Source organism: Bradyrhizobium sp. CCBAU 53421 (assembly GCF_015291625.1).
Classification (GTDB): Bacteria; Pseudomonadota; Alphaproteobacteria; order Rhizobiales; family Xanthobacteraceae; genus Bradyrhizobium.
Window position 1 is genome coordinate 1,277,287 of the sequence record NZ_CP030047.1, and the last position, 17,862, is coordinate 1,295,148.

Consider the following 17,862-nt stretch of genomic DNA (forward strand, 5'->3'; position numbering starts at 1 on the left):
GGTTCCTTCCGTTGACGTCGCTCCGGCTCAGTTACGCTAGCGCATGCGGCGAGAGTTTGTCAGCCTTTGCCGGAGACGCCGGCCTCGGCGAAGGTCGCCATGCCGCCATGACAGGCGAGCGCCGCGCGCAGCAGCAGGATCGCAACCCCTGCGCCGGAGGCTTCGCCGAGCCGCATCTCGAGATCGAGCAGCGGCGCGAACGCGAGTTCACGCAACAATTCGCGGTGACCGAGCTCGGCCGAGACATGCCCGGCGCGGCAATGCGCGAGGCTGCTCGGTTGAAGCCGTGCCAGCGGCAGCACCGCCGATGTCGCGACGAAGCCGTCGAGCAGCACCGGGATCGATCTTGCCCGCGCTGCCAGCACGGCGCCCGCGATCGCCGCGAGCTCGCGCCCGCCGAGCGCGACTGCGACGGCGAGGGGATCGTCGAGCAGGTTGCGGTGCATCTTCAGCGCGGTGTCGATCGTGGTGCGCTTGCGCAGCAGGCCGGCATCGTCGACGCCGGTGCCGCGGCCGGCCCAGCGCGCGCCGCGCCCGCCCATCAATGCCGCGCACAGCGTCGCCGCCACCGTGGTGTTGGCGATGCCCATCTCGCCGACCACCAGCAGATCGCATTGCTCGGGCACCGTGCGCCAGCCGGTGTCGAAGGCGACGAGGAAATCGGCGCCATCCATCGCCGGCGCCATCGTGAAGTCGCGGGTCGGACGCGCGAGCTCGAGCGGCTCGACGCGCAGCTCGGCCCCGGCAAGCCTTGCGATCTGGTTGATCGCAGCTCCGCCCGCGGCGAAGTTCGCGACCATCTGCGCAGTGACTTCTGAGGGAAAGGCGGAGACGCCGCGCTCGGCGATGCCGTGATTGCCGGCGAACACGGCGATCGTGACCTGGTCGAGCCGGGGGATCTCGCGCCGCTGCCAGCGCGCCAGCCAGATCGCAACCTCTTCCAGCCGGCCGAGGCTGCCCGGGGGCTTGGTCAGGTTCTGCTGGCGCAGGGTGGCCGCCGCAGCGCTCGCCTCGTCGCCTTCGGGCAGCTCGCGACAAAAGCTGCGGATGTCGTCTAGAGTATTGAACTGCATGCGATTCCCTCGTCGAGCGGGCCGCAAATAAAGCACGATCCGGAAAAGTGTGAAGCGGTTTTCCGAAAAGATCGTGCTCAAACAAAAGCTTCAAATTTCAGGCCTTCACCATGAGTCAATGGCTCGACGATCTCAGGACCGCCACCGCCTTTTTGACCCGCCTGCCGATGCCGCATCCGGACGGCGCGCGGCCGGACGGTTTTGCCCGGGCGCAGCGGCTGTTTCCGCTGGTCGGGGCGGGCATCGGGGCGGCGATCGGCCTGTTCTGCCTGCTGCTGCGGACGATCGGCGTGCCGGACCTTGCCGCGGCGGCGCTGGCGCTCGGCGCTGGCGCGCTGTTGACCGGCGCGCTGCATGAGGACGGGCTTGCCGATGTCGCCGACGGGTTCGGCGGCGGCCGCGATGTCGCCGCCAAGCTCGAAATCATGCGCGACAGCCGGCTCGGCACCTATGGTGCGCTGGCATTGGTGGTGAGCTTTGCCACCAGGCTCGCGGCACTGGCCGCGCTGCCCAACATTGTGGTGGTGCAGAGCCTGATATCGGCGCATGCGCTCGGTCGCGGCGTGCTGCCGTGGATCGCGATCAGCCTGCCATACGCGCGCAAGGATGGGCTCGCGGCCAATGCCGGCCGGCCCGATGGCACGATCGCGGCGGTCGCAGCCGGCATCGCGCTGGTGATCGCGATCCTCGTGCTGCCCTTCGGCGGCGCGTTGCTGGCGGCGATCGCGGCAGGCGCCGGCGCATTGATCATGGCGCTGCTGGCAAAACGGCAGATCGGCGGCCAGACCGGCGACGTGCTCGGCGCGGCCGAGCAGATTGCGGAGACCGCGATCCTGGTGCTGCTTGCCGCGCGCTTCGGTTAGAACTTTTCGAGCGAAGCGGAGACCGGTTCGCCTGAAGATGATGCTGACCCCACGCAACGGCCGGCGCGAAATTCCGCTACGGGCCAGAAGCTGCGCCGATCGAGGCGCTGTTGCGGGACAAGACATCGATCAGCAATGCATCGACCGTCACCATTCGTCGTAGAGCCACTCCCTGGGGATCGGCGGCCGCGCTCTTGCATATGGCGGCTGAGACGTCCGCTCGGGCTTGCGCACGCTTGGTGTCGGCGGTGTCGGCGGCGTCGGAAGCGGTAACGGCTTCGGCTCGGAGACCTTCGCCAGCGTCCGTTTCATTTCTTCCTGGCTCGCCTTGAGTTCCTCAATGGCTTTGGAGCTCGCGCGGGCCATCTGTTGCTGGTCCGCCTTGAGCTGCTCGATGCTTCGCTCCACATTTTCGAGGTTGCGGGCGATCGTTTGCAGCAGCTGCGCCTGGTCGGGAAGAGCTGCATTGGCTGTCGGCGCGGCGTCCTGCGGCGGTGCGGTCTGAACCGGGGGCGTCGCTTGGGGCGGAGCGGCGTCCGCCGCTGCGGCCTGAACGGTGGGTGGAGCGGGCTGTGCCGCAAGCGGCGGATTATCCGGGGGCAGTGATGGAGTCGAAACGAGCTGAGGCACCCAACGGGCGACAACCTGCTTGGCTCCTCTCCCATACGAGGACTGCAAAGCCAGTGCAGCGACAACGATACATGCTGCCAGCGCCAAGCCGGCGAGAGCGCGGAACACTGGCATTCGGCGCGGCGATCGCGAGCGAGTTCCGGAAGAGGTGGGGCCAGGTCCGGAAGCGGCAGGGTTGGGTCCGCCCGAAGGCGGGGCGGGTTGCGCCGGAGCCGGGGACGCGGCATCGCGCTCCATTCTCGCAAGCTGTTCACTCAAACGCGCGAGCTCTTCATTGGCGCGCGTGATCTCCTTGTGGGTTTCTGCGAGCCTTTCGTCGGCGCGCGTGGTCGGGCCATCGTTCGATTCGACTGGGTTCGGGGTGGGGGTGGAGTTCACTGGCGCTTCCCTTTCCATCCAATGTCACCCAAGCGTGCCGAGACGGTTATCCGTCAGGGTCGATCAGCCCCCAGCACTCCCGTCAGTCTTGTCCAAAAAATGGCCGGATGATAGCGGGCTTGAGGTCTCGTGATATTGGAAGGGGGACCAGCTCGTGCCGTGCACGCTAACGCATTTCCGCCTTGCCCGATAAATCAGGCATCGACTGTCCATGAGTACACGCCCCGATCAAAATGGAAGGGCTTCTGCCGCGATGGACCGCGAAACGCATCTTTGGCTGATCCGCCACGCGCCGGTCGACGGTCCGCGCGGCGTGATCCATGCGCCGAATGCGCCCGCGGATCTCGGCGATGCCACAGCCTTCGCAGCGCTAAAGGCGCGGCTGCCGGCCGGCGCTTTCGCGGTCTGTAGTTCGGCGCGGCGCACAAGCGAGACCGCAGCAAAGCTCGGCCTCACGGCAACGGAAGACGAGGCCTTTCGCGAACAGGATTTTGGCGACTGGACCGGCCGCCGCCACACCGAGATCGAGAGAAAGCTCGGCGCCGCGGCCTATCGTGCCTTCTGGCAATCGCCGGGGACCAACCGGCCGCCCGGCGGCGAAAGCTTCGCCGATCAGATCGCGCGGGCGCGGACAGGGCTGGCGCGCTTGCCGGCCGGCGACGTCGTGCTGGTCGTGCATTCCGGCACCATCCGCGCGATTCTCGCAATCGCACTCGAGCTGGCGCCGGAGCATGCGCTGCGCTTCGTCATCGATCCGCTGTCGCTGACCCGGATCGATCGGCTTGAGAATGCCTGGCGCGTCGTCGCGGTGAACGAGCGCTGATGCGTGCGCCGCTCTCGATCCGTCATCCTGAGGTGCGAGCGGAGCGAGCCTCGAAGGATGAATCGGCCCCAGTCGGGCCGTCGACCCTTCGAGGGCCGCTGAAGAAGCGGCCACCTCAGGGTGACGGTGATAGAGTGGGGTTGCTTCTACAAAAATGCTCACCCATTCCGCCGCTGGCCGCGCAGGGTCGGCAGGCCGATGCCGGCGGCGTCGAAGCCGCCGTCGACGGCGAGGATCTGGCCGGTGATGTAGCTGGCGCGATCCGAGCACAGGAAGAAGATCGCTTCCGCCAGCTCCTCCTCCAGCCCGTAGCGGTTGAGCGGGATCGCGTCGTGGTAGTCGGCGCGGATCTCCGGCGTGTGCACGGCTTTCGCCATCGCGGTCTCGACCGGCCCGGGCGCGACGCCGTTGACGCGGATGCCGAGCGAGGCGAGCTCCACCGCGAGCTGCTTGGTGAGGTGCGCGAGGCCCGCTTTGCTGGTGCCGTAGGCCGAGCGCAGCGTCGAGGCGCGCACCGCCGAGATCGAGGTGATGTTGACGATCGCGCCGCCGCCATGCTCGCGCATGACAGGCGCGGCCGCCTTGGTGCACAGGAACGGGCCGCTGAGGTTGACCGCCATGATCCGGTTCCAGTCGGCGTCCGAAGTCTCCAGCACCGGCGCGAATACGGCCGTGCCGGCGTTGTTGACCAGCGCGTCGAGCCGGCCGAACCGGTTCACGATCGCGGCAATCGCGGCTGTCACGCCAGCGGCATCGGATACGTCGCAGGTCAGCGCCAGCGTGGTGTCGGGCTGCTTCAACGCCGCGACCGCGGCGCGCAGCAATTCACCCTCGATGTCGAGCAGCGCGACGCGCCAGCCATCAGTAAGAAAGCGCTTCGCTGCGGCAAGCCCGATGCCGCGCGCGGCGCCGGTCACGAGTGCGACTTTTTGTGCGGAGGAAGTCATCGGGAGGTCCATCGGTTCGGGCAGGAAGTCCCGACCGTCTGCGACCTTTACTTTGGCGTGTCAACCGGCCCCTTTCCCCGTCACCCTGAGGTGCGAGCGGAGCGAGCCTCGAAGGGTGCACGGCCACCAGCCGGGCCGCACATCCTTCGAGGCTCAGTCAACGCCGCAAGTGCGGCGCTGACCTCGCACCTCAGGATGACGGGGAGGGATTGGTATCTGGTGCGGCGCGTGGTGCACCGCCTCGACGACGCGCCAAACGACTGACTGAACTCCAGTCTGATCGTATCAGGGCTTCCTTCTTGGCCCGGCTCCAGCCCTTGATCTTGCGTTCTGCCGCGATGCCGTCAGTGATGCGGTCGAAGTACTCCGACCAGACGAGGACAACTGGTCGCCGGTTGAAAGTGTAGCCCGGATAGGCGCCGGAATTGTGCTGTTCAATTCGCGGCGTGAGATCATCGCCCGTGGCACTGCCGACATAGAAGGAGTTGTCGGCGCAGCGAAGCATGTAGACAAAAATGCCCATCGCGATGATCCGGTGCGTTCTTGCGTTCGCCGACGATGATGCAAATCTGGCTCTGGTCAATAGCGAATAGGCGTGATCGTTCGTCGCGCTCTCTTCCCGTCACCCCCGCGCAACGGCAAAGCCTTTGCGCGGGGGTGACGGGAACGGACTTCATTTCGTGATGAAGCTCGCAAAGGTGCGTCTCGAAGGATGTACGGCCCCCAGCCCGGGCCGTCCATCCTTCGAGGATCGCACCGCTGCCTACGCTGCGAGCTCGGCGGAGGCGCGCTGCATATTGGTCGACATGTCCTGCGTGACGATGCTTTGCTCCTCGACCGCGGCGGCGGTGGAGGTGATGTATTCGTTGACGCCGGCGATGGCGGCCTTGATCTCGGACAGCGAGGTGACCACCTCGGCGGCGATCGAGTTCAGCGCATCGATCTCCGAGGAGATCGTGTCGGTCGCCTGCTTGGCCTGGTTGGCGAGGCTCTTCACCTCGGAGGCCACCACCGCGAAGCCGCGTCCGGCTTCGCCCGCCCTCGCCGATTCGATCGTGGCGTTGAGCGCGAGCAGGTTGATCTGCCCGGTGATGCTCGAAATCATCTCGACGATGCCGCTCATCGCCTGCGCCGCGGCATTGAGCTTCTGCGCCTGTCCGTCGGCAGCCTCGACGCGGCCGGTGGCGACCGCGGCGTTCTGCTTCGACTTGGTCATGGTCTCCGAGATCTCGCGGATCGAGGCACTCATCTCCTCGCTGCCGGCGGCGACCGCCTCGATCAGGCCGCGCGCGCTGTCGGCCTTCTTGCGGCCGATCGCCTGCGCGGTGATGTCGGTCGCGTATTTCACCACCTTGTAGGGCTTGCCGTTGAGGTCGAGGATCGGGTTGTAGGACGCCTGGATCCAGATCTCGCGGCCGCCCTTGGCGATGCGCTTGTATTCGGCGGCCTGGAATTCGCCGCGGTTCAGTGCGCCCCAGAAATCGCGGTAGCCCGCCGAGCTCGCCTCGACCGGCTCGACGAACATGCTGTGATGCCGACCCTGGATCTCGGCGAGCGAATAGCCCATCGCGGCGAGGAAGTTCGGGTTCGCGGTGCGGATCGTGCCGTCCATGTTGAACTCGATCACCGCCTGCGACTTGCCGATGGCGTCGATCTGGCCGTCGTTGTCGGCGGCCTTCAGCTTCTGCTGGGTGACGTCGGTGGCGAACTTGACGACCTTGAACGGCTTGCCGCGGTCGTCGAGGATCGGGTTGTAGCTGGCGAGGATCCAGATCTCCTTGCCGCCCTTGGCGAGGCGCTTGAATTCGCCGGACGCGAGCTCGCCGCGGTTCAGCCGCGCCCAGAAATCGCGATAGGCCGGATTGTCGCGGTCGGCCGGCGGCATGAAGATGCTGTGATGCTTGCCCTGGAGCTCGGCGAGCGAGTAACCCATCGCGCCGAGGAAGTTCTCGTTGGCATTGACGATGGTGCCGTCCATGTTGAACTCGATCACCGCCTGCGCCCGGCCGATCGCGGCGATCTTGCCGGCGTCTTCCATGCTGTGGATCTTCTGCGCGGTGATGTCGGTGGCGAACTTGACGACGCCGACCGGCTTGCCGTTCTTGTCCAGGATGGGGTTGTAGGAGGCCTGGATCCAGACCTCGCGGCCGCCCTTGGCAAGGCGCTTGTACTGCGCGGCCTCGAATTCGCCGCGGTTCAGCTTCGCCCAGAACGCGCGATAGTCGTGGCTGTCGCGATACGCCGGCTCGACGAACATGCTGTGGTGCTTGCCCCTGATCTCGTCGAGCGAGTAGCCCATCGCGTTCAGGAAGTTCTCGTTGGCGGTGATGATGGTGCCGTCGAGCTTGAACTCGATCACCGCCTGCGACTTGCCGATCGCTGCGGCCTGCGCCAGCGCATTGTCGATGTTTGCCTTGTTGCTGAAACTGAACATCAGGGCTCCGTGAGGGGTCAAATGAAACGGGATGGAAAAGCAGATCGCGGCAACTCACGGAAAGGTTGCAGCGAGCCGTTTAGCATCGGTAAAGCTTGCGGGCTGGCACGGACTGCATAAGGCGATGCGGCGCGGGCGCATCTATCTCAGATCGCGAAGTAATTTTTCGATGTGTACGTTATCATCCATAGTCGTGATACGACGTTCACCGTAATCTTACGGACGAAAATCGATGACGACTTTGGTCTGATGCGGATGATCGCAACGCGTCGACTTTAGCGACGCTGATAGACCTATTACGAACGTTGATATTGCTGACGGTTTCACGGATCGATTCAGCACCGCGATTCGCGCGCTCGACGAATGTTCGTCGCATCGATGGCGCTCTGCTTCCGGTGCCGGGCGCCGGCCAAAATAATCGCCACACGGGATGTCGGCAGGGCGGTCTCCGATTCGTCCTCCGGGCACTGGTTCCATGATGGAGTTCTGATGTCACTGACCTTGCATTACCACCCGCTGTCCTCCTTCTGCTGGAAGGCGCTGGTCGCGCTCTACGAGAACGGCGCGCCGTTCACGCCGAACATGGTCAATCTCGGCGATCCGGCCGAGCGCGCGGCGCTGCTTGCGCTGTGGCCGATCGGCCGCTTTCCCGTGCTGCGCGACGAGGCGCGCGGCGAGACGGTGCCTGAATCGAGTATCGTCATCGAATATCTCGACCGGCACTACCCTGGTGCCGTCAGGTTGATTCCCGACGACGCGGAGCTTGCGCTGCAGACCCGGCTGCGCGACCGCTTCCTCGATCTCTACGTCCATCTGCCGTTGCAGAAGATCGTTGGCGACCGGCTGCGTCCGGCGGACAGCAAGGATCCGCACGGCGTCGCCGAGGCGCGAGCGCAACTCCGCGCCTCCTATGCAATCCTCGACCAGCAGCTTGCGCATGGCGGCTGGATGATGGGTGAGCAGGTCTCGCTGGCCGACTGCGCCGCAGCGCCGGCGCTGTTCTACGGCAACAAGGTCGAGCCGATCGGGGAGGGACATCCACATCTGGCGGCCTATCTCGAGCGGCTGAAGGCACGGCCGTCGTTCGCGCGCGTCCTCAAGGAAGCCGAGCCCTATTTCGGCATGTTCCCCAAGGAAAGCTGAAGAGGAAAGCTGAAGAGGAAAGCTGAAGAGGAAAGCTGAAGAGGACAACTGAAAGGGAACCTGAAGCTCGATCAGGGCCCTGAAAATAAATCGTGACGCGGTGTCGCTTTCGCGCCGCCCCGTTCGTCTTCTCCCTGAAGCCCGGGTTCTGGAGCGCCGGTCGCGCCCTGGGGCCCGGGCGACATCTGTGTGGAGACGACATGGCTGCAGCTGGCAACAGGGCGGAGACTATCCGCGCGATCTTCGCCGCTTATCTCGCCAATGACCGCGCGAGCGTCGAGGCCGCCTTCGCGGAGGATTTCCGCTTCTCGACGCCCTATGGCGAGAACATCGACAAGCCGCGGTATTTCGCCGAGTGCTGGCGCGACTCGGGCTGGATCGGCCGCCACGAGATCGAGCGCATCATGGTCGACGGCGCTGAGGCCTTCGTCACCTATCGCTGCGTCGCCCGCGACGGCAAGAGCTTCCGCAACACCGAGTTCTTCGTGTTCGACGGCGACAAGGTGTCGCGCATCGACGTCTATTTCGGCCCATCACATCAGGATGGCGAACTCGTCAGGCAGGATCGATGAGGCTGCCGCGGTGATATCGCTCGATCGTCGTCGCCGGCGGGCGCGAATTCTGCGAAGGAAACCTGGAAAATGTCCATTGCAAGTGAAGTCAGCGGCCTGTCGCAGGCACGGCTCGGACGGATGCACGAGGTGCTGGCGCGCCATGTCGATGGTGGCGATGTTCCAGGCCTCGTGGCGCTGGTCAGCCGTCGCGGCGAGATCCATGCGGATGTGCTTGGACGCATGGCGGTGGGCGGGCCGCCGATGCAGCGCGACACCATCTTCCGCATCGCCTCGATGACCAAGCCGGTGACGGCGGTCGCCGCGATGATCCTTGTCGAGGAATGTCGGCTCAGGCTCGATGATTCCCTCGATCGCTGGCTGCCCGAGCTCGCCGATCGCCGCGTGTTGCGCACCATCGAGTCCGAGATCCATGACACGGTGCCGGCGAGGCGCGCGATCACGCTGCGTGACCTTCTGACCTTCCGTCTCGGGCTCGGCATGATCCCGGTGTTTCCGGCGCGTTACCCGATCCAGATGGCGATCGCGGATGCCGGCTTCGCGCCCGGGCCGGTGTTTCCGTCGTTTCCGCCGGACGAATTGCTGCGCCGTTACGGCACGCTGCCGCTGGCCTATCAGCCCGGCGAACGCTGGCTCTACGACACGGGCAGCCTGATCCTTGGCGTCCTGATCGCGCGTGTTGCCGGAACCTCGTTCGCGGACTTCCTGCAGCAGCGGATCTTCGGACCGCTCGGCATGAACGACACGGCTTTCCACGTGCCGCAGCACAAGTTGTCGCGGTTCGCGACGTGCTATGGCGGCGATCCAGCGACCGGCACGCTGAAAGTGTTCGACGAACCCGCGACCGGCAAATACGCGGCGCCGCCGGCGTTCGAGAACGGCGCTGCCGGGCTGGTGTCGACCGCGGATGATTTCAACGCTTTCGCGCAGATGCTGCTCAATGGCGGTCGGCTCGGCACCGAGCGCATCCTGTCGCGTCCCTCGGTCGAGCTGATGACCTCGAACCAGATCACGCCGGACCAAAAGCAGGGATCCGAATTCCTCCTCGGTGCGCGCGGCTGGGGTTTCGGGGTGTCGGTCGCCACCGCGCGCGACGATCTATGTGATGTGCCGGGCCGCTACGGCTGGGACGGCGGCTATGGCACCTCCTGGTATTCCGACCCGAGCGAGGCGATGACCGGAATCCTGCTGACCCAGCGCATGATGGATTCGCCGCAGCCGCCGACGGTATTCGCCGATTTCTGGACGCTCGCCTATCAGGCGATCGACGACTAGCGTGGAGCGCGCGTCAATGACCTCGGAAATAATTTCAAGCGCCGTGTCGGGATCGCAGACTCTGCATCGTCGTTCAATCGAGCGCCGGTGCTGAGATCGGCTCAGAGACAACGGAGCACGACGATGAAATTCATGGTGATCGTGAAGGCGAACAAGGATACCGAGGCCGGCGTGATGCCGAGCACCGAGATGCTCGCCGCGATGGGCAAGTTCAACGAGGAGATGGTCAAGGCCGGCGTGATGCAGGCCGGCGAGGGCTTGCATCCGACCAGCAAGGGCGCACGCGTCAAATATGCCGGCGGGCAAAGCGCCGTGAGCCGCGGACCGTTCAGTGTGAGCGGCGATCTGGTCTGCGGCTTCTGGCTGATCGAGACCAAATCGCTCGATGAAGCGATCGGCTGGATGAAGCGCGCGCCGTTCGACGATGGCTCGGAGATCGAGATCCGCCAGGTGTTCGCCGCGGAGGATTTTGGCGAGGCGCTGACGCCCGAACTGCGTGAGCAGGGTGAGCGCCTGCGCGAGCAGGTGGGAATGAAGTAGTATTCGACGGTCATTCCGGGGCGGCCCGTTGGGCCGAACCCGGAATCCCGAAGTCGTTGCACGAGATTCCGGGTTCGATGCTGCGCATCGCCCCGGAATGACATCAAACCAAAGGATGCCAACCAATGCGTTTCATGATGCTGATGATCCCGCTCGGCTACGAGTCCGCGCCGGCCAAGCTCGAGCTCGACCCGGAACGGGTCGCCGCGATGATGCGATACAATCAGGCGCTGAAGGATGCCGGCGTGCTGATCACGCTGGAAGGCCTGCATCCGCCCGCGTTGGGCGCGCGCGTCAAGTTCGACACCGGCGAGCCCATGGTGGTCGACGGCCCCTTCACCGAGGCCAAGGAAGTGATCGGCGGCTTCTGGATGATCGAGGTCGCCTCGCGCGCGGACGCGATCGCATGGGCCAAGAAGTGCCCGGCCTCCGCCAACGAGATAATCGAGATCCGCCAGGTGCAGGAGATGGCGGATTTCTCCGAGGAGGTGCAGCAGGCCGCCGCGACCTTCGAGCATCCGCAGGGCGGCTGGGGCAAGGCGCTGCGCTGAATCCAAATCGAGAACCGATGCCGTCGCAAGACGGCGTCGTGCCACCGAACGATCGTCAAACCACCACAACGGAGAAGCACGATGAGCACCAACACCTTCCTCGCGGTCTATCTCGGCGGCGGCAAGACCGGCAAGCGGATGGAAGCCTGGAACGCGCTGCCGGAAGCCGAACGGCGTGCCAAGGAGCAGCAGGGCATGGCCGCCTGGGGCGCCTGGGTCGAGAAGCACCACGACGTGATCGTCGAGATGGGCGGTCCGCTCGGCAAGACCAAGCACGTCGGGGCCGGCGGCACCGCCGACATCGCCAATCTGATGACCGGCTTCACCGTGGTGCGCGCGCCTTCGCATGAGGCGGCGGCAAAGCTGTTCGAGAACCACCCGCATTTTTCGATCTTCCCCGGCGAGGCCGTGGAGATCATGCCGGTGCTGCCGATCCCGGGGCGGTAGTCCCGCGGGGCGGGAAGGCAGGAGCATTCAGCTCCCCTTGAAAAGGGGAGGTCGCTTTGCTCGCCAGAGCAAAGCGGGTGGGGATCTGCTCTTCCGGCATATAGCGTCGCCTGCGGCTGACCCCCATCCCGTCCTTCCCCCTTTCAGGGGGAAGGGGAAGATACGGAGGCATTGGCTTGAGCCGGGCTACTCAGGTCGAGCGAGAGCAGTGTGCTTCGCGTCACCGATCCGTTAATCTTGATTGACCGCCCGCCTGGCCGCTAGTGACCTTTACTGCCGGCTCATGTAAAAGCCGTTCACATGAGCTGGCGCAAGGACCAAGGCCGCGCCGAGCGCGGCTATCATCACGGCAATCTCAAAGAGGCGTTGCTGCAGGCCGCCCTCGACCTGATCTCGAAGAAGGGGCCGGCCGGCTTCACCTTCGCCGATGCCGCGCGCATGGCCGGCGTCAGCCCCGCCGCGCCGTACCGGCACTTCCGCGACCGCGACGAACTGATCGCCAGCATCGCACAGCGCGGCTTCGAGCAGTTCGAGTCGCTGCTGACGCAGGCCTGGGACGACGGCCGCCCGGATACCGTGACGGCGTTCGAGCGGGTCGGCAAGACGTATCTCGCCTTCGCGCGCGAGGAGCCGGCGTTCTACTCCGCGATGTTCGAATCCGGCCTGCCTGTCGATTCCAATCCGACCTTGATGGCGGCGAGCGAGCGCGCCTTTGCGATCATCCGCGCCGCCGCCGAGCGGCTTGCGGCGCTGGCGCCGCCCGGCATGCCGCGCCCGCCGGCGATGATGATGGCGCTGCACATCTGGGCGATGTCGCACGGCGTCGCCTCGCTGTTCGGCCGCGGCGACGCCGCGCGGCGCAAGCTGCCGATGTCGCCGGAGGATCTGCTCGAGGCCGAAGTGCTGATCTATCTGCGCGGCCTCGGCTTCCCGACCGACCGCAGGCCGGGAACCGCGGCCGCCGACGACAAGCCGGCAGGTCCGTGGGGCAAGCCGAAATAAGGTTCAACGCCTGGCCTAAAAATAATCCGAGGGGTGCGTCATCCGCGCTGCTTGACTTTCCCGAGGGATCGGCTACCTATGTAAATGTTATTTACATTCACAACGGCGTGATGCCGTGATGGAGAAGGAAATGGCCTACACCGCTGATGTCAATCGCTGGCGCGGCCCCGTCGAAGAGCCCTACCGTCCCTACTTCTACGCGACGCCGTGGCATCCCCTGAAGATCGCCGGGATCATCCTCGGCTTCATGATCTGGTGGCCGATCGGCCTCGCCCTTCTCTTTTTCACACTCGGGAGCAGAAAAATGGCGTGTTGGAGTCACAACGACATGGATCGCTGGCAGAACAAGATGGAGCGCATGCAGGACAAGATGGAGCGGATGAAGAGCCGCATGGAGCGCCGCGGCTTCCCGTTCGGCGGCTTCGGCCCGCCCTCCAGCGGCAACCGCGCCTTCGACGAATACCGCCAGGACACGCTGCGCCGGCTCGAGGAGGAGCAGGTCGAGTTCAAGAACTTCCTCGATCGCCTGCGCCACGCCAAGGACAAGGAAGAGTTCGACGCCTTCATGGCACAGCACAAGACCCGTCCGACCCCGCCGAACGACCAGCCGCCCCAAGGCTAATTTTGAAGGCTGGCTGATCCCGCGAGGCAAGCACTGAGCCTTCAGGCGATGTGCCCCCATAGAACCTGATGGCCCCGAGCCGCCCGTTTGCGACAAGCAAGCGGGCGGTTTGCATTTTGCGGATGCCATGCCCACTCTACCGTTTGGGGTCGGGGTGATGAGGTGAAGTGATGGCGGCATCCGCGGCGGCGAGTTCTGACGATCTCTGGCTTGCGATCCGGCGCGAGGCGGAAGCTGCTGTTGTCGCCGATCCTTTTCTGGAAGCGTCGGCTGCCTTCATCCTCGATCAGGGCGATCTCGGCGGCGCGCTCGCCTTCCTGATCGGCCGGGCTATCTGCCGCGCCGAGGCCGATCGCGCGCAGTTCGTGCGGACCGCCCGCGAGGCGTTCGCCGCCGAGCCCGCGCTGGTCGATGCCGCGGCGATCGATCTCACCGCCATCGTGCGCCGCGATCCGGCGATATCAGGCCTGCTGGCGCCGCTCCTCAACTTCAAGGGCTACGTCGCGCTGCAAGCCTGGCGGGTCTCGAACTGGCTGTGGCGCCAGGATCGCCCCGATCTTGCGCTCATGATGCAAAGCGCCGCGGCGGATCAGTTGCAGATCAGCATTCACCCGTCGGCGCAAATCGGGACGGCGGTTTTCCTCGATCACGGCACCGGCATCATCATCGGCGCGCTGGCGTCGGTCGGCGACGAGGTCACGATCCTGCAGAACGTCACCATCGCGCGGCATCAGGATGACCCGCGCCACGCCCCGACGATCGGCCGTGGCGTGCTGCTCAGCGCCGGCGCTACGGTGATCGGGAATCTCTCCATCGGCGATTTCGCCAAGGTCGGCGCCGGCGCGCTGGTGACGTCGGACGTACCGGCCGGCTGCACCGCGATCGGCGTGCCGGCGCGGCTGACCAATTGTGCGGATGCGGGTACGATTTCGTGAGGTGAGCGCACCGAGCGGGTCGCGTTGGGTCGCTACGCCGGGACGAGCATGTCGGCGAGTTGGGTAAAACTGTCCGCGTGGAGGTCGATCCAGCTTTCCCGCGCCACGTCGACCTTCGCCGCCGGCCCGAACTCCAGCGGACGGGCGACGAACGCGGTGCGCATGCCGAACGCACGCGCCGCCTTCAGGTCGTATTTGTGGCAAGCGACCATCAGGATCTTGTCCGCGGGATAGCCGAGGTAGTCGACGGCGAGTTGATACACCGCGGGTGACGGCTTGTAGCTGCGCGCAAGCTCCGCGGTCAGCACGGCGTCGAACGGCAGCCTGGCGTGCTTGACCACCGCCACCACGGCGGCCATGCCGGCATTCGACAATGTCGAGGTCACGAACCGGCTGCGCAGGCGTGCAAGGCCTTCGACGCTATCGGGCCAGGCGTCGAGCTTGCTCCACACCGTGTTCAATTCGTCGCGCTCGTCCCGGGAGAATGCCTCCGAGAGGCCGTGACGATCGAGCAGCACATCCAGCGCCTCGCGATAGATGCGATCGACCCGCATCCACGGGCGCTTGCCGGCGATCACCTCGTCGAGCGCGGCGCGATAGAGATCGCGCCATTCGCTCGAGAGGCGAGCCCAGTCGAGCGCGAGTCCCTTGGCGGCATTCACGGCCTGCCCGGCTCGCAGGATCGGCTGATAGAAATCGACGCACGTCCCCTGGACGTCGAACGCGATCGCGCGGATCTCATCGCGCCATGTCGCGGCGCCAGCCGGCCGTATCCCCGTCATCGCAGCCATGATCGATAGTCCTCCAGCGGTGATGAAATGTCGTCTGGTCAGATCGGGTAGCACGGTTGGTTCCCCGGTTGTGGGTATTGGAAGCAGGCGCACCTTCGTGAGGCGGGCACCCTGGTTGGGCTCCCTCTCCCCCTGCGGGAGAGGGTGGGGAGAGGGGTGGCCCCGGGAGTGATGCGAGAGGTAGGTTCGACTACATCAACACACCTCGAACACCTGAGAGGGCCTGTCTTTCTCAATCAGCAGCGGAGCAAGCGGTACCCCTCTCCCCAACCCTCCCCCGCAAGGGGGGAGGGAGCCTGGGCAGCGTGCTCACCTCACCGACATGATGCGGCGACGCGTTCCCCTACACATTCGATCCATGGATCGCGTCGATCACCGCGTCGGTCACTTCCTTCGTCGTCGCCTTGCCGCCGACGTCGGGCGTCAGCACGCCGGCCGCGCACACCTTCTCGACCGCGGCCATCAGGCGCGCTGCGGCGTCCTTCTCGCCGAGATGCTCCAGCATCTGCGCGCCGGTCCAGAAGGTCGCGACCGGGTTGGCGATGCCCTTGCCGGTGATGTCGAAAGCCGAGCCGTGGATCGGCTCGAACATCGAGGGGAAGCGGCGCTGCGGGTCGATGTTGCCGGTCGGCGCGACGCCGAGGCTGCCGGCGAGGGCACCTGCGAGGTCGGACAGGATGTCGGCGTGCAGATTGGTCGCGACGATGGTGTCGAGGCTCTTCGGATTGAGCGTCATCCGCACCGTCATGGCGTCGACCAGCATCTTGTCCCAGGTCACGTCGGGGAATTCCGTCGCCACTTCGGCCGCGATCTCGTCCCACATCACCATGCCGTGGCGCTGCGCGTTCGACTTGGTCACCACGGTGAGGAATTTGCGCGGCCGCGACTGCGCGAGCTGGAACGCATAGCGCATGATCCGCGTCACGCCGACCCGGGTGAAGACCGCAACTTCGGTCCCGACCTCTTCCGGCAGGCCCTTGTGCGCGCGGCCGCCCATGCCGGCATATTCGCCTTCGGAATTCTCGCGCACGATCACCCAGTCGAGATCGCCGACGCCGACATTGCGCAGCGGCGAGGCGACGCCGGGCAGGATCTTGGTCGGCCGCACATTGGCGTACTGGTCAAAACCCTGGCAGATCGGCAGGCGCAGGCCCCACAGCGTGATGTGGTCGGGCACGTCGGGCGCGCCGACCGCGCCGAAATAGATCGCGTCGAAGTTCTTCAGGTCTTTGAGCCCGTCGGCCGGCATCATCACGCCGTGCTTCTTGTAATAGTCCGAGCCCCAGTCGAAGGTCTTGACGTTGAAGCTGATGTCGCCCGAGCGCTTGGCCAGCGCCTCGAGTACGCGGACACCCGCGGAGATCACTTCGGGGCCGATGCCGTCGGCGGGAATGGCGGCGATGGAATGGGTACGCATGGGTCTCTCCGGATGGGTGGTTAGCGAGTTTGCACGGGATTGGGTTGCGGTTCGGCCTGCGCCGGCGCGGCTTGCGCGCGCGACAGCAGCAGCGTGAGCACGGCCGACAGCACCAGCAGGCCGGCGACGAAATAGAGGCCGCCGTCGAAGCTGCCGGTGCGTTCCTTGATCCAGCCGATCATCGCCGGGCCGACGAAGCCGCCGAGATTGCCGATCGAGTTGATGGTGGCGATCCCGGCCGCGGCGGCCGAGCCCGACAGGAACATGGTCGGCATGCTCCACAGCGGCGGCTTCGACGAGGAGATGCCGATATTGACCAGGGTCAGGGCCGCGATCACCGCGGCAAGGCCGGTCCACAATCCGGCCAGCGCGAGGCCCGCCGCTGCCATCAGGCAGGCCAGCACCACGTGCCAGGTGCGTTCGCCGGTGCGATCCGAATGCCGCGCCCACAGCACCATCGCGATCACGGCGATGGTCGCCGGCACCGCGTTGAGGAAGCCGACCTGGATCGACGACAGGCCGAACGCCTTGATGATCTGCGGCGCCCACACGCCGAGTGTGTAGAGCCCGGCCGAGGTCCCGAAATAGACCAGCGCCAGCGCCAGCACGCGCGGATCGGCGAGGCCGCGCCAGATGCTGTGGCTCGCGGTTGAGGCCTTGCCGTCGGTCTCTGCCTTCATGGTCCTGACCAGCCAGGCGCGCTCATCGTCGGCGAGCCATCGCGCCTGCTCCGGCCGGTCGGTCAGGAAGCCGAGCACCACGAAGCCGAGCAGCACGGCCGGTATCGCCTCCAGCACGAACAGCCATTGCCAGCCCTTGAAGCCGAGCAGGCCGTCCATCTCCAGCAGCGCGCCCGAGACCGGCGAGCCGAGCACGGTCGAGAGCGGTGCCGCCGCCATGAACAGCGCGGTGACGGCGGCGCGCTGCCGCGCCGGGAACCAGTAGGAGAGGTAGAGGATGATGCCGGGGAAGAAGCCGGCTTCGGCGGCGCCGAGCAGGAAGCGCAGCACGTAGAAGCTGGTCGCGCCCTGCACGAGCGCCATCGTCGCCGAGACCAGGCCCCAGGTGATCATCACCCGCGCGATCCAGATCCGTGCGCCGATCTTGTGCAGGATGATGTTGGAGGGCACCTCGAACAGGAAGTAGCCCCAGAAGAAGATACCGGCGCCGAAACCATAGACAGTCGGCGACAGGCCGATGTCCTTGTTCATGGTCAGCGAGGCGAAGCCGATATTGACGCGATCGATGAAGGCCACGAAGTACAGCAGCATGATGAACGGCACGATGCGCAGTGAGATCTTGCGCAACACGCGCGTGCCAAGCTGGCTTTCCATGGGCTTCCTCAGGGGTTCGTCTTGTTTGTTGGGACGGCGCATGTCGCCGCGCCACCGGCAAGCCTAGAAGCCCGCGCCCTTCCGC

General features: G+C 65.7%; 19 protein-coding genes. 11 read left to right on the forward strand and 8 right to left on the reverse strand.

Going from position 1 to position 17,862, the window contains the following annotated elements; genetic code table 11:
* Positions 1–59: 59 nt before the first annotated feature.
* Positions 60–1,073, reverse strand: coding sequence for a nicotinate-nucleotide--dimethylbenzimidazole phosphoribosyltransferase (gene cobT, locus XH92_RS05960; protein WP_194458410.1), 1,014 nt, complete (start codon positions 1,071–1,073; stop codon positions 60–62).
* 110 nt (positions 1,074–1,183) lie between these two features.
* On the opposite strand from cobT, the gene cobS reads away from it, so the two are divergent.
* Positions 1,184–1,936 (forward strand): adenosylcobinamide-GDP ribazoletransferase, encoded by a 753-nt coding sequence (gene cobS / locus XH92_RS05965; protein WP_194458411.1) that lies wholly within the window; start codon positions 1,184–1,186, stop codon positions 1,934–1,936.
* A 147-nt stretch (positions 1,937–2,083) separates the two neighbouring features.
* On the opposite strand, the gene XH92_RS05970 is transcribed toward cobS, so the two are convergent.
* Positions 2,084–2,962, reverse strand: a complete 879-nt coding sequence (locus XH92_RS05970; protein WP_194458412.1) for a hypothetical protein — start codon at positions 2,960–2,962, stop codon at positions 2,084–2,086.
* Positions 2,963–3,197: 235 nt separating this feature from the next.
* Between XH92_RS05970 and XH92_RS05975 the strand changes: the two genes are divergently transcribed.
* On the forward strand, positions 3,198–3,767 hold the full coding sequence (locus tag XH92_RS05975) for a histidine phosphatase family protein (RefSeq protein ID WP_194458413.1): 570 nt from the start codon (positions 3,198–3,200) through the stop codon (positions 3,765–3,767).
* 158 nt (positions 3,768–3,925) lie between these two features.
* On the opposite strand, the gene XH92_RS05980 is transcribed toward XH92_RS05975, so the two are convergent.
* From XH92_RS05980 to XH92_RS05990, 3 genes are all read right to left on the reverse strand, one after another.
* The gene (locus tag XH92_RS05980) at positions 3,926–4,714 is read right to left on the reverse strand and encodes an SDR family NAD(P)-dependent oxidoreductase (RefSeq protein ID WP_194458414.1); all 789 of its coding nucleotides are present in this window, start codon (positions 4,712–4,714) and stop codon (positions 3,926–3,928) included.
* 190 nt (positions 4,715–4,904) lie between these two features.
* Entirely contained in the window at positions 4,905–5,237 is a 333-nt protein-coding gene (locus tag XH92_RS05985; protein WP_194458415.1) for a GIY-YIG nuclease family protein, read from the reverse strand.
* A gap of 240 nt (positions 5,238–5,477) precedes the next feature.
* On the reverse strand, positions 5,478–7,148 hold the full coding sequence (locus XH92_RS05990; RefSeq protein WP_194458416.1) for a PAS domain-containing methyl-accepting chemotaxis protein: 1,671 nt from the start codon (positions 7,146–7,148) through the stop codon (positions 5,478–5,480).
* A 489-nt stretch (positions 7,149–7,637) separates the two neighbouring features.
* On the opposite strand from XH92_RS05990, the gene XH92_RS05995 reads away from it, so the two are divergent.
* From XH92_RS05995 to XH92_RS06035, 9 genes are all read left to right on the forward strand, one after another.
* Positions 7,638–8,291, forward strand: coding sequence for a glutathione S-transferase family protein (locus XH92_RS05995; protein ID WP_194458417.1), 654 nt, complete (start codon positions 7,638–7,640; stop codon positions 8,289–8,291).
* 200 nt (positions 8,292–8,491) lie between these two features.
* On the forward strand, positions 8,492–8,863 hold the full coding sequence (locus XH92_RS06000) for a nuclear transport factor 2 family protein (protein ID WP_194458418.1): 372 nt from the start codon (positions 8,492–8,494) through the stop codon (positions 8,861–8,863).
* Positions 8,864–8,932: 69 nt separating this feature from the next.
* Positions 8,933–10,138, forward strand: a complete 1,206-nt coding sequence (locus XH92_RS06005) for a serine hydrolase (protein ID WP_194458419.1) — start codon at positions 8,933–8,935, stop codon at positions 10,136–10,138.
* Between the two features lie 123 nt (positions 10,139–10,261).
* On the forward strand, positions 10,262–10,678 hold the full coding sequence (locus XH92_RS06010; protein WP_194458420.1) for a YciI family protein: 417 nt from the start codon (positions 10,262–10,264) through the stop codon (positions 10,676–10,678).
* Positions 10,679–10,803: 125 nt separating this feature from the next.
* Complete coding sequence (locus tag XH92_RS06015) at positions 10,804–11,229, forward strand: YciI family protein (RefSeq protein ID WP_194458421.1); 426 nt, start codon at positions 10,804–10,806, stop codon at positions 11,227–11,229.
* 81 nt (positions 11,230–11,310) lie between these two features.
* The gene (locus tag XH92_RS06020) at positions 11,311–11,676 is read left to right on the forward strand and encodes a YciI family protein (RefSeq protein WP_194458422.1); all 366 of its coding nucleotides are present in this window, start codon (positions 11,311–11,313) and stop codon (positions 11,674–11,676) included.
* A gap of 300 nt (positions 11,677–11,976) precedes the next feature.
* A complete protein-coding gene (locus XH92_RS06025; protein ID WP_194458423.1) occupies positions 11,977–12,678 on the forward strand; it encodes a TetR/AcrR family transcriptional regulator in 702 nt (233 codons plus the stop codon).
* 130 nt (positions 12,679–12,808) lie between these two features.
* Positions 12,809–13,300, forward strand: a complete 492-nt coding sequence (locus XH92_RS06030) for a DUF2852 domain-containing protein (protein ID WP_157347849.1) — start codon at positions 12,809–12,811, stop codon at positions 13,298–13,300.
* A gap of 170 nt (positions 13,301–13,470) precedes the next feature.
* Positions 13,471–14,235 carry a serine acetyltransferase gene (locus tag XH92_RS06035; RefSeq protein ID WP_194458424.1) on the forward strand — a complete coding sequence of 255 codons (765 nt, stop codon included), beginning with the start codon at positions 13,471–13,473 and terminating at the stop codon, positions 14,233–14,235.
* Between the two features lie 32 nt (positions 14,236–14,267).
* On the opposite strand, the gene XH92_RS06040 is transcribed toward XH92_RS06035, so the two are convergent.
* The 3 genes from XH92_RS06040 to XH92_RS06050 form a co-directional block, all read right to left on the reverse strand.
* Complete coding sequence (locus tag XH92_RS06040; RefSeq protein WP_246788270.1) at positions 14,268–15,026, reverse strand: haloacid dehalogenase type II; 759 nt, start codon at positions 15,024–15,026, stop codon at positions 14,268–14,270.
* A 343-nt stretch (positions 15,027–15,369) separates the two neighbouring features.
* Positions 15,370–16,443, reverse strand: coding sequence for a tartrate dehydrogenase (locus XH92_RS06045; RefSeq protein ID WP_194458425.1), 1,074 nt, complete (start codon positions 16,441–16,443; stop codon positions 15,370–15,372).
* A 20-nt stretch (positions 16,444–16,463) separates the two neighbouring features.
* Positions 16,464–17,777: an MFS transporter gene (locus XH92_RS06050; RefSeq protein WP_194458426.1), complete on the reverse strand. Its 1,314-nt coding sequence runs from the start codon at positions 17,775–17,777 to the stop codon at positions 16,464–16,466.
* Positions 17,778–17,862: the final 85 nt, after the last annotated feature.

What these genes read in the sequence shown, in the direction of transcription:
- cobT (WP_194458410.1), bottom strand. Translation starts at nt 1,073, where the DNA reads ATGCAGTTCAATACTCTAGACGACATCCGCAGCTTTTGTCGCGAGCTG.
- cobS (WP_194458411.1), top strand. Translation starts at nt 1,184, where the DNA reads ATGAGTCAATGGCTCGACGATCTCAGGACCGCCACCGCCTTTTTGACC.
- XH92_RS05970 (WP_194458412.1), bottom strand. Translation starts at nt 2,962, where the DNA reads ATGGAAAGGGAAGCGCCAGTGAACTCCACCCCCACCCCGAACCCAGTC.
- XH92_RS05975 (WP_194458413.1), top strand. Translation starts at nt 3,198, where the DNA reads ATGGACCGCGAAACGCATCTTTGGCTGATCCGCCACGCGCCGGTCGAC.
- XH92_RS05980 (WP_194458414.1), bottom strand. Translation starts at nt 4,714, where the DNA reads ATGACTTCCTCCGCACAAAAAGTCGCACTCGTGACCGGCGCCGCGCGC.
- XH92_RS05985 (WP_194458415.1), bottom strand. Translation starts at nt 5,237, where the DNA reads ATGGGCATTTTTGTCTACATGCTTCGCTGCGCCGACAACTCCTTCTAT.
- XH92_RS05990 (WP_194458416.1), bottom strand. Translation starts at nt 7,148, where the DNA reads ATGTTCAGTTTCAGCAACAAGGCAAACATCGACAATGCGCTGGCGCAG.
- XH92_RS05995 (WP_194458417.1), top strand. Translation starts at nt 7,638, where the DNA reads ATGTCACTGACCTTGCATTACCACCCGCTGTCCTCCTTCTGCTGGAAG.
- XH92_RS06000 (WP_194458418.1), top strand. Translation starts at nt 8,492, where the DNA reads ATGGCTGCAGCTGGCAACAGGGCGGAGACTATCCGCGCGATCTTCGCC.
- XH92_RS06005 (WP_194458419.1), top strand. Translation starts at nt 8,933, where the DNA reads ATGTCCATTGCAAGTGAAGTCAGCGGCCTGTCGCAGGCACGGCTCGGA.
- XH92_RS06010 (WP_194458420.1), top strand. Translation starts at nt 10,262, where the DNA reads ATGAAATTCATGGTGATCGTGAAGGCGAACAAGGATACCGAGGCCGGC.
- XH92_RS06015 (WP_194458421.1), top strand. Translation starts at nt 10,804, where the DNA reads ATGCGTTTCATGATGCTGATGATCCCGCTCGGCTACGAGTCCGCGCCG.
- XH92_RS06020 (WP_194458422.1), top strand. Translation starts at nt 11,311, where the DNA reads ATGAGCACCAACACCTTCCTCGCGGTCTATCTCGGCGGCGGCAAGACC.
- XH92_RS06025 (WP_194458423.1), top strand. Translation starts at nt 11,977, where the DNA reads ATGAGCTGGCGCAAGGACCAAGGCCGCGCCGAGCGCGGCTATCATCAC.
- XH92_RS06030 (WP_157347849.1), top strand. Translation starts at nt 12,809, where the DNA reads ATGGCCTACACCGCTGATGTCAATCGCTGGCGCGGCCCCGTCGAAGAG.
- XH92_RS06035 (WP_194458424.1), top strand. Translation starts at nt 13,471, where the DNA reads ATGGCGGCATCCGCGGCGGCGAGTTCTGACGATCTCTGGCTTGCGATC.
- XH92_RS06040 (WP_246788270.1), bottom strand. Translation starts at nt 15,026, where the DNA reads ATGGCTGCGATGACGGGGATACGGCCGGCTGGCGCCGCGACATGGCGC.
- XH92_RS06045 (WP_194458425.1), bottom strand. Translation starts at nt 16,443, where the DNA reads ATGCGTACCCATTCCATCGCCGCCATTCCCGCCGACGGCATCGGCCCC.
- XH92_RS06050 (WP_194458426.1), bottom strand. Translation starts at nt 17,777, where the DNA reads ATGGAAAGCCAGCTTGGCACGCGCGTGTTGCGCAAGATCTCACTGCGC.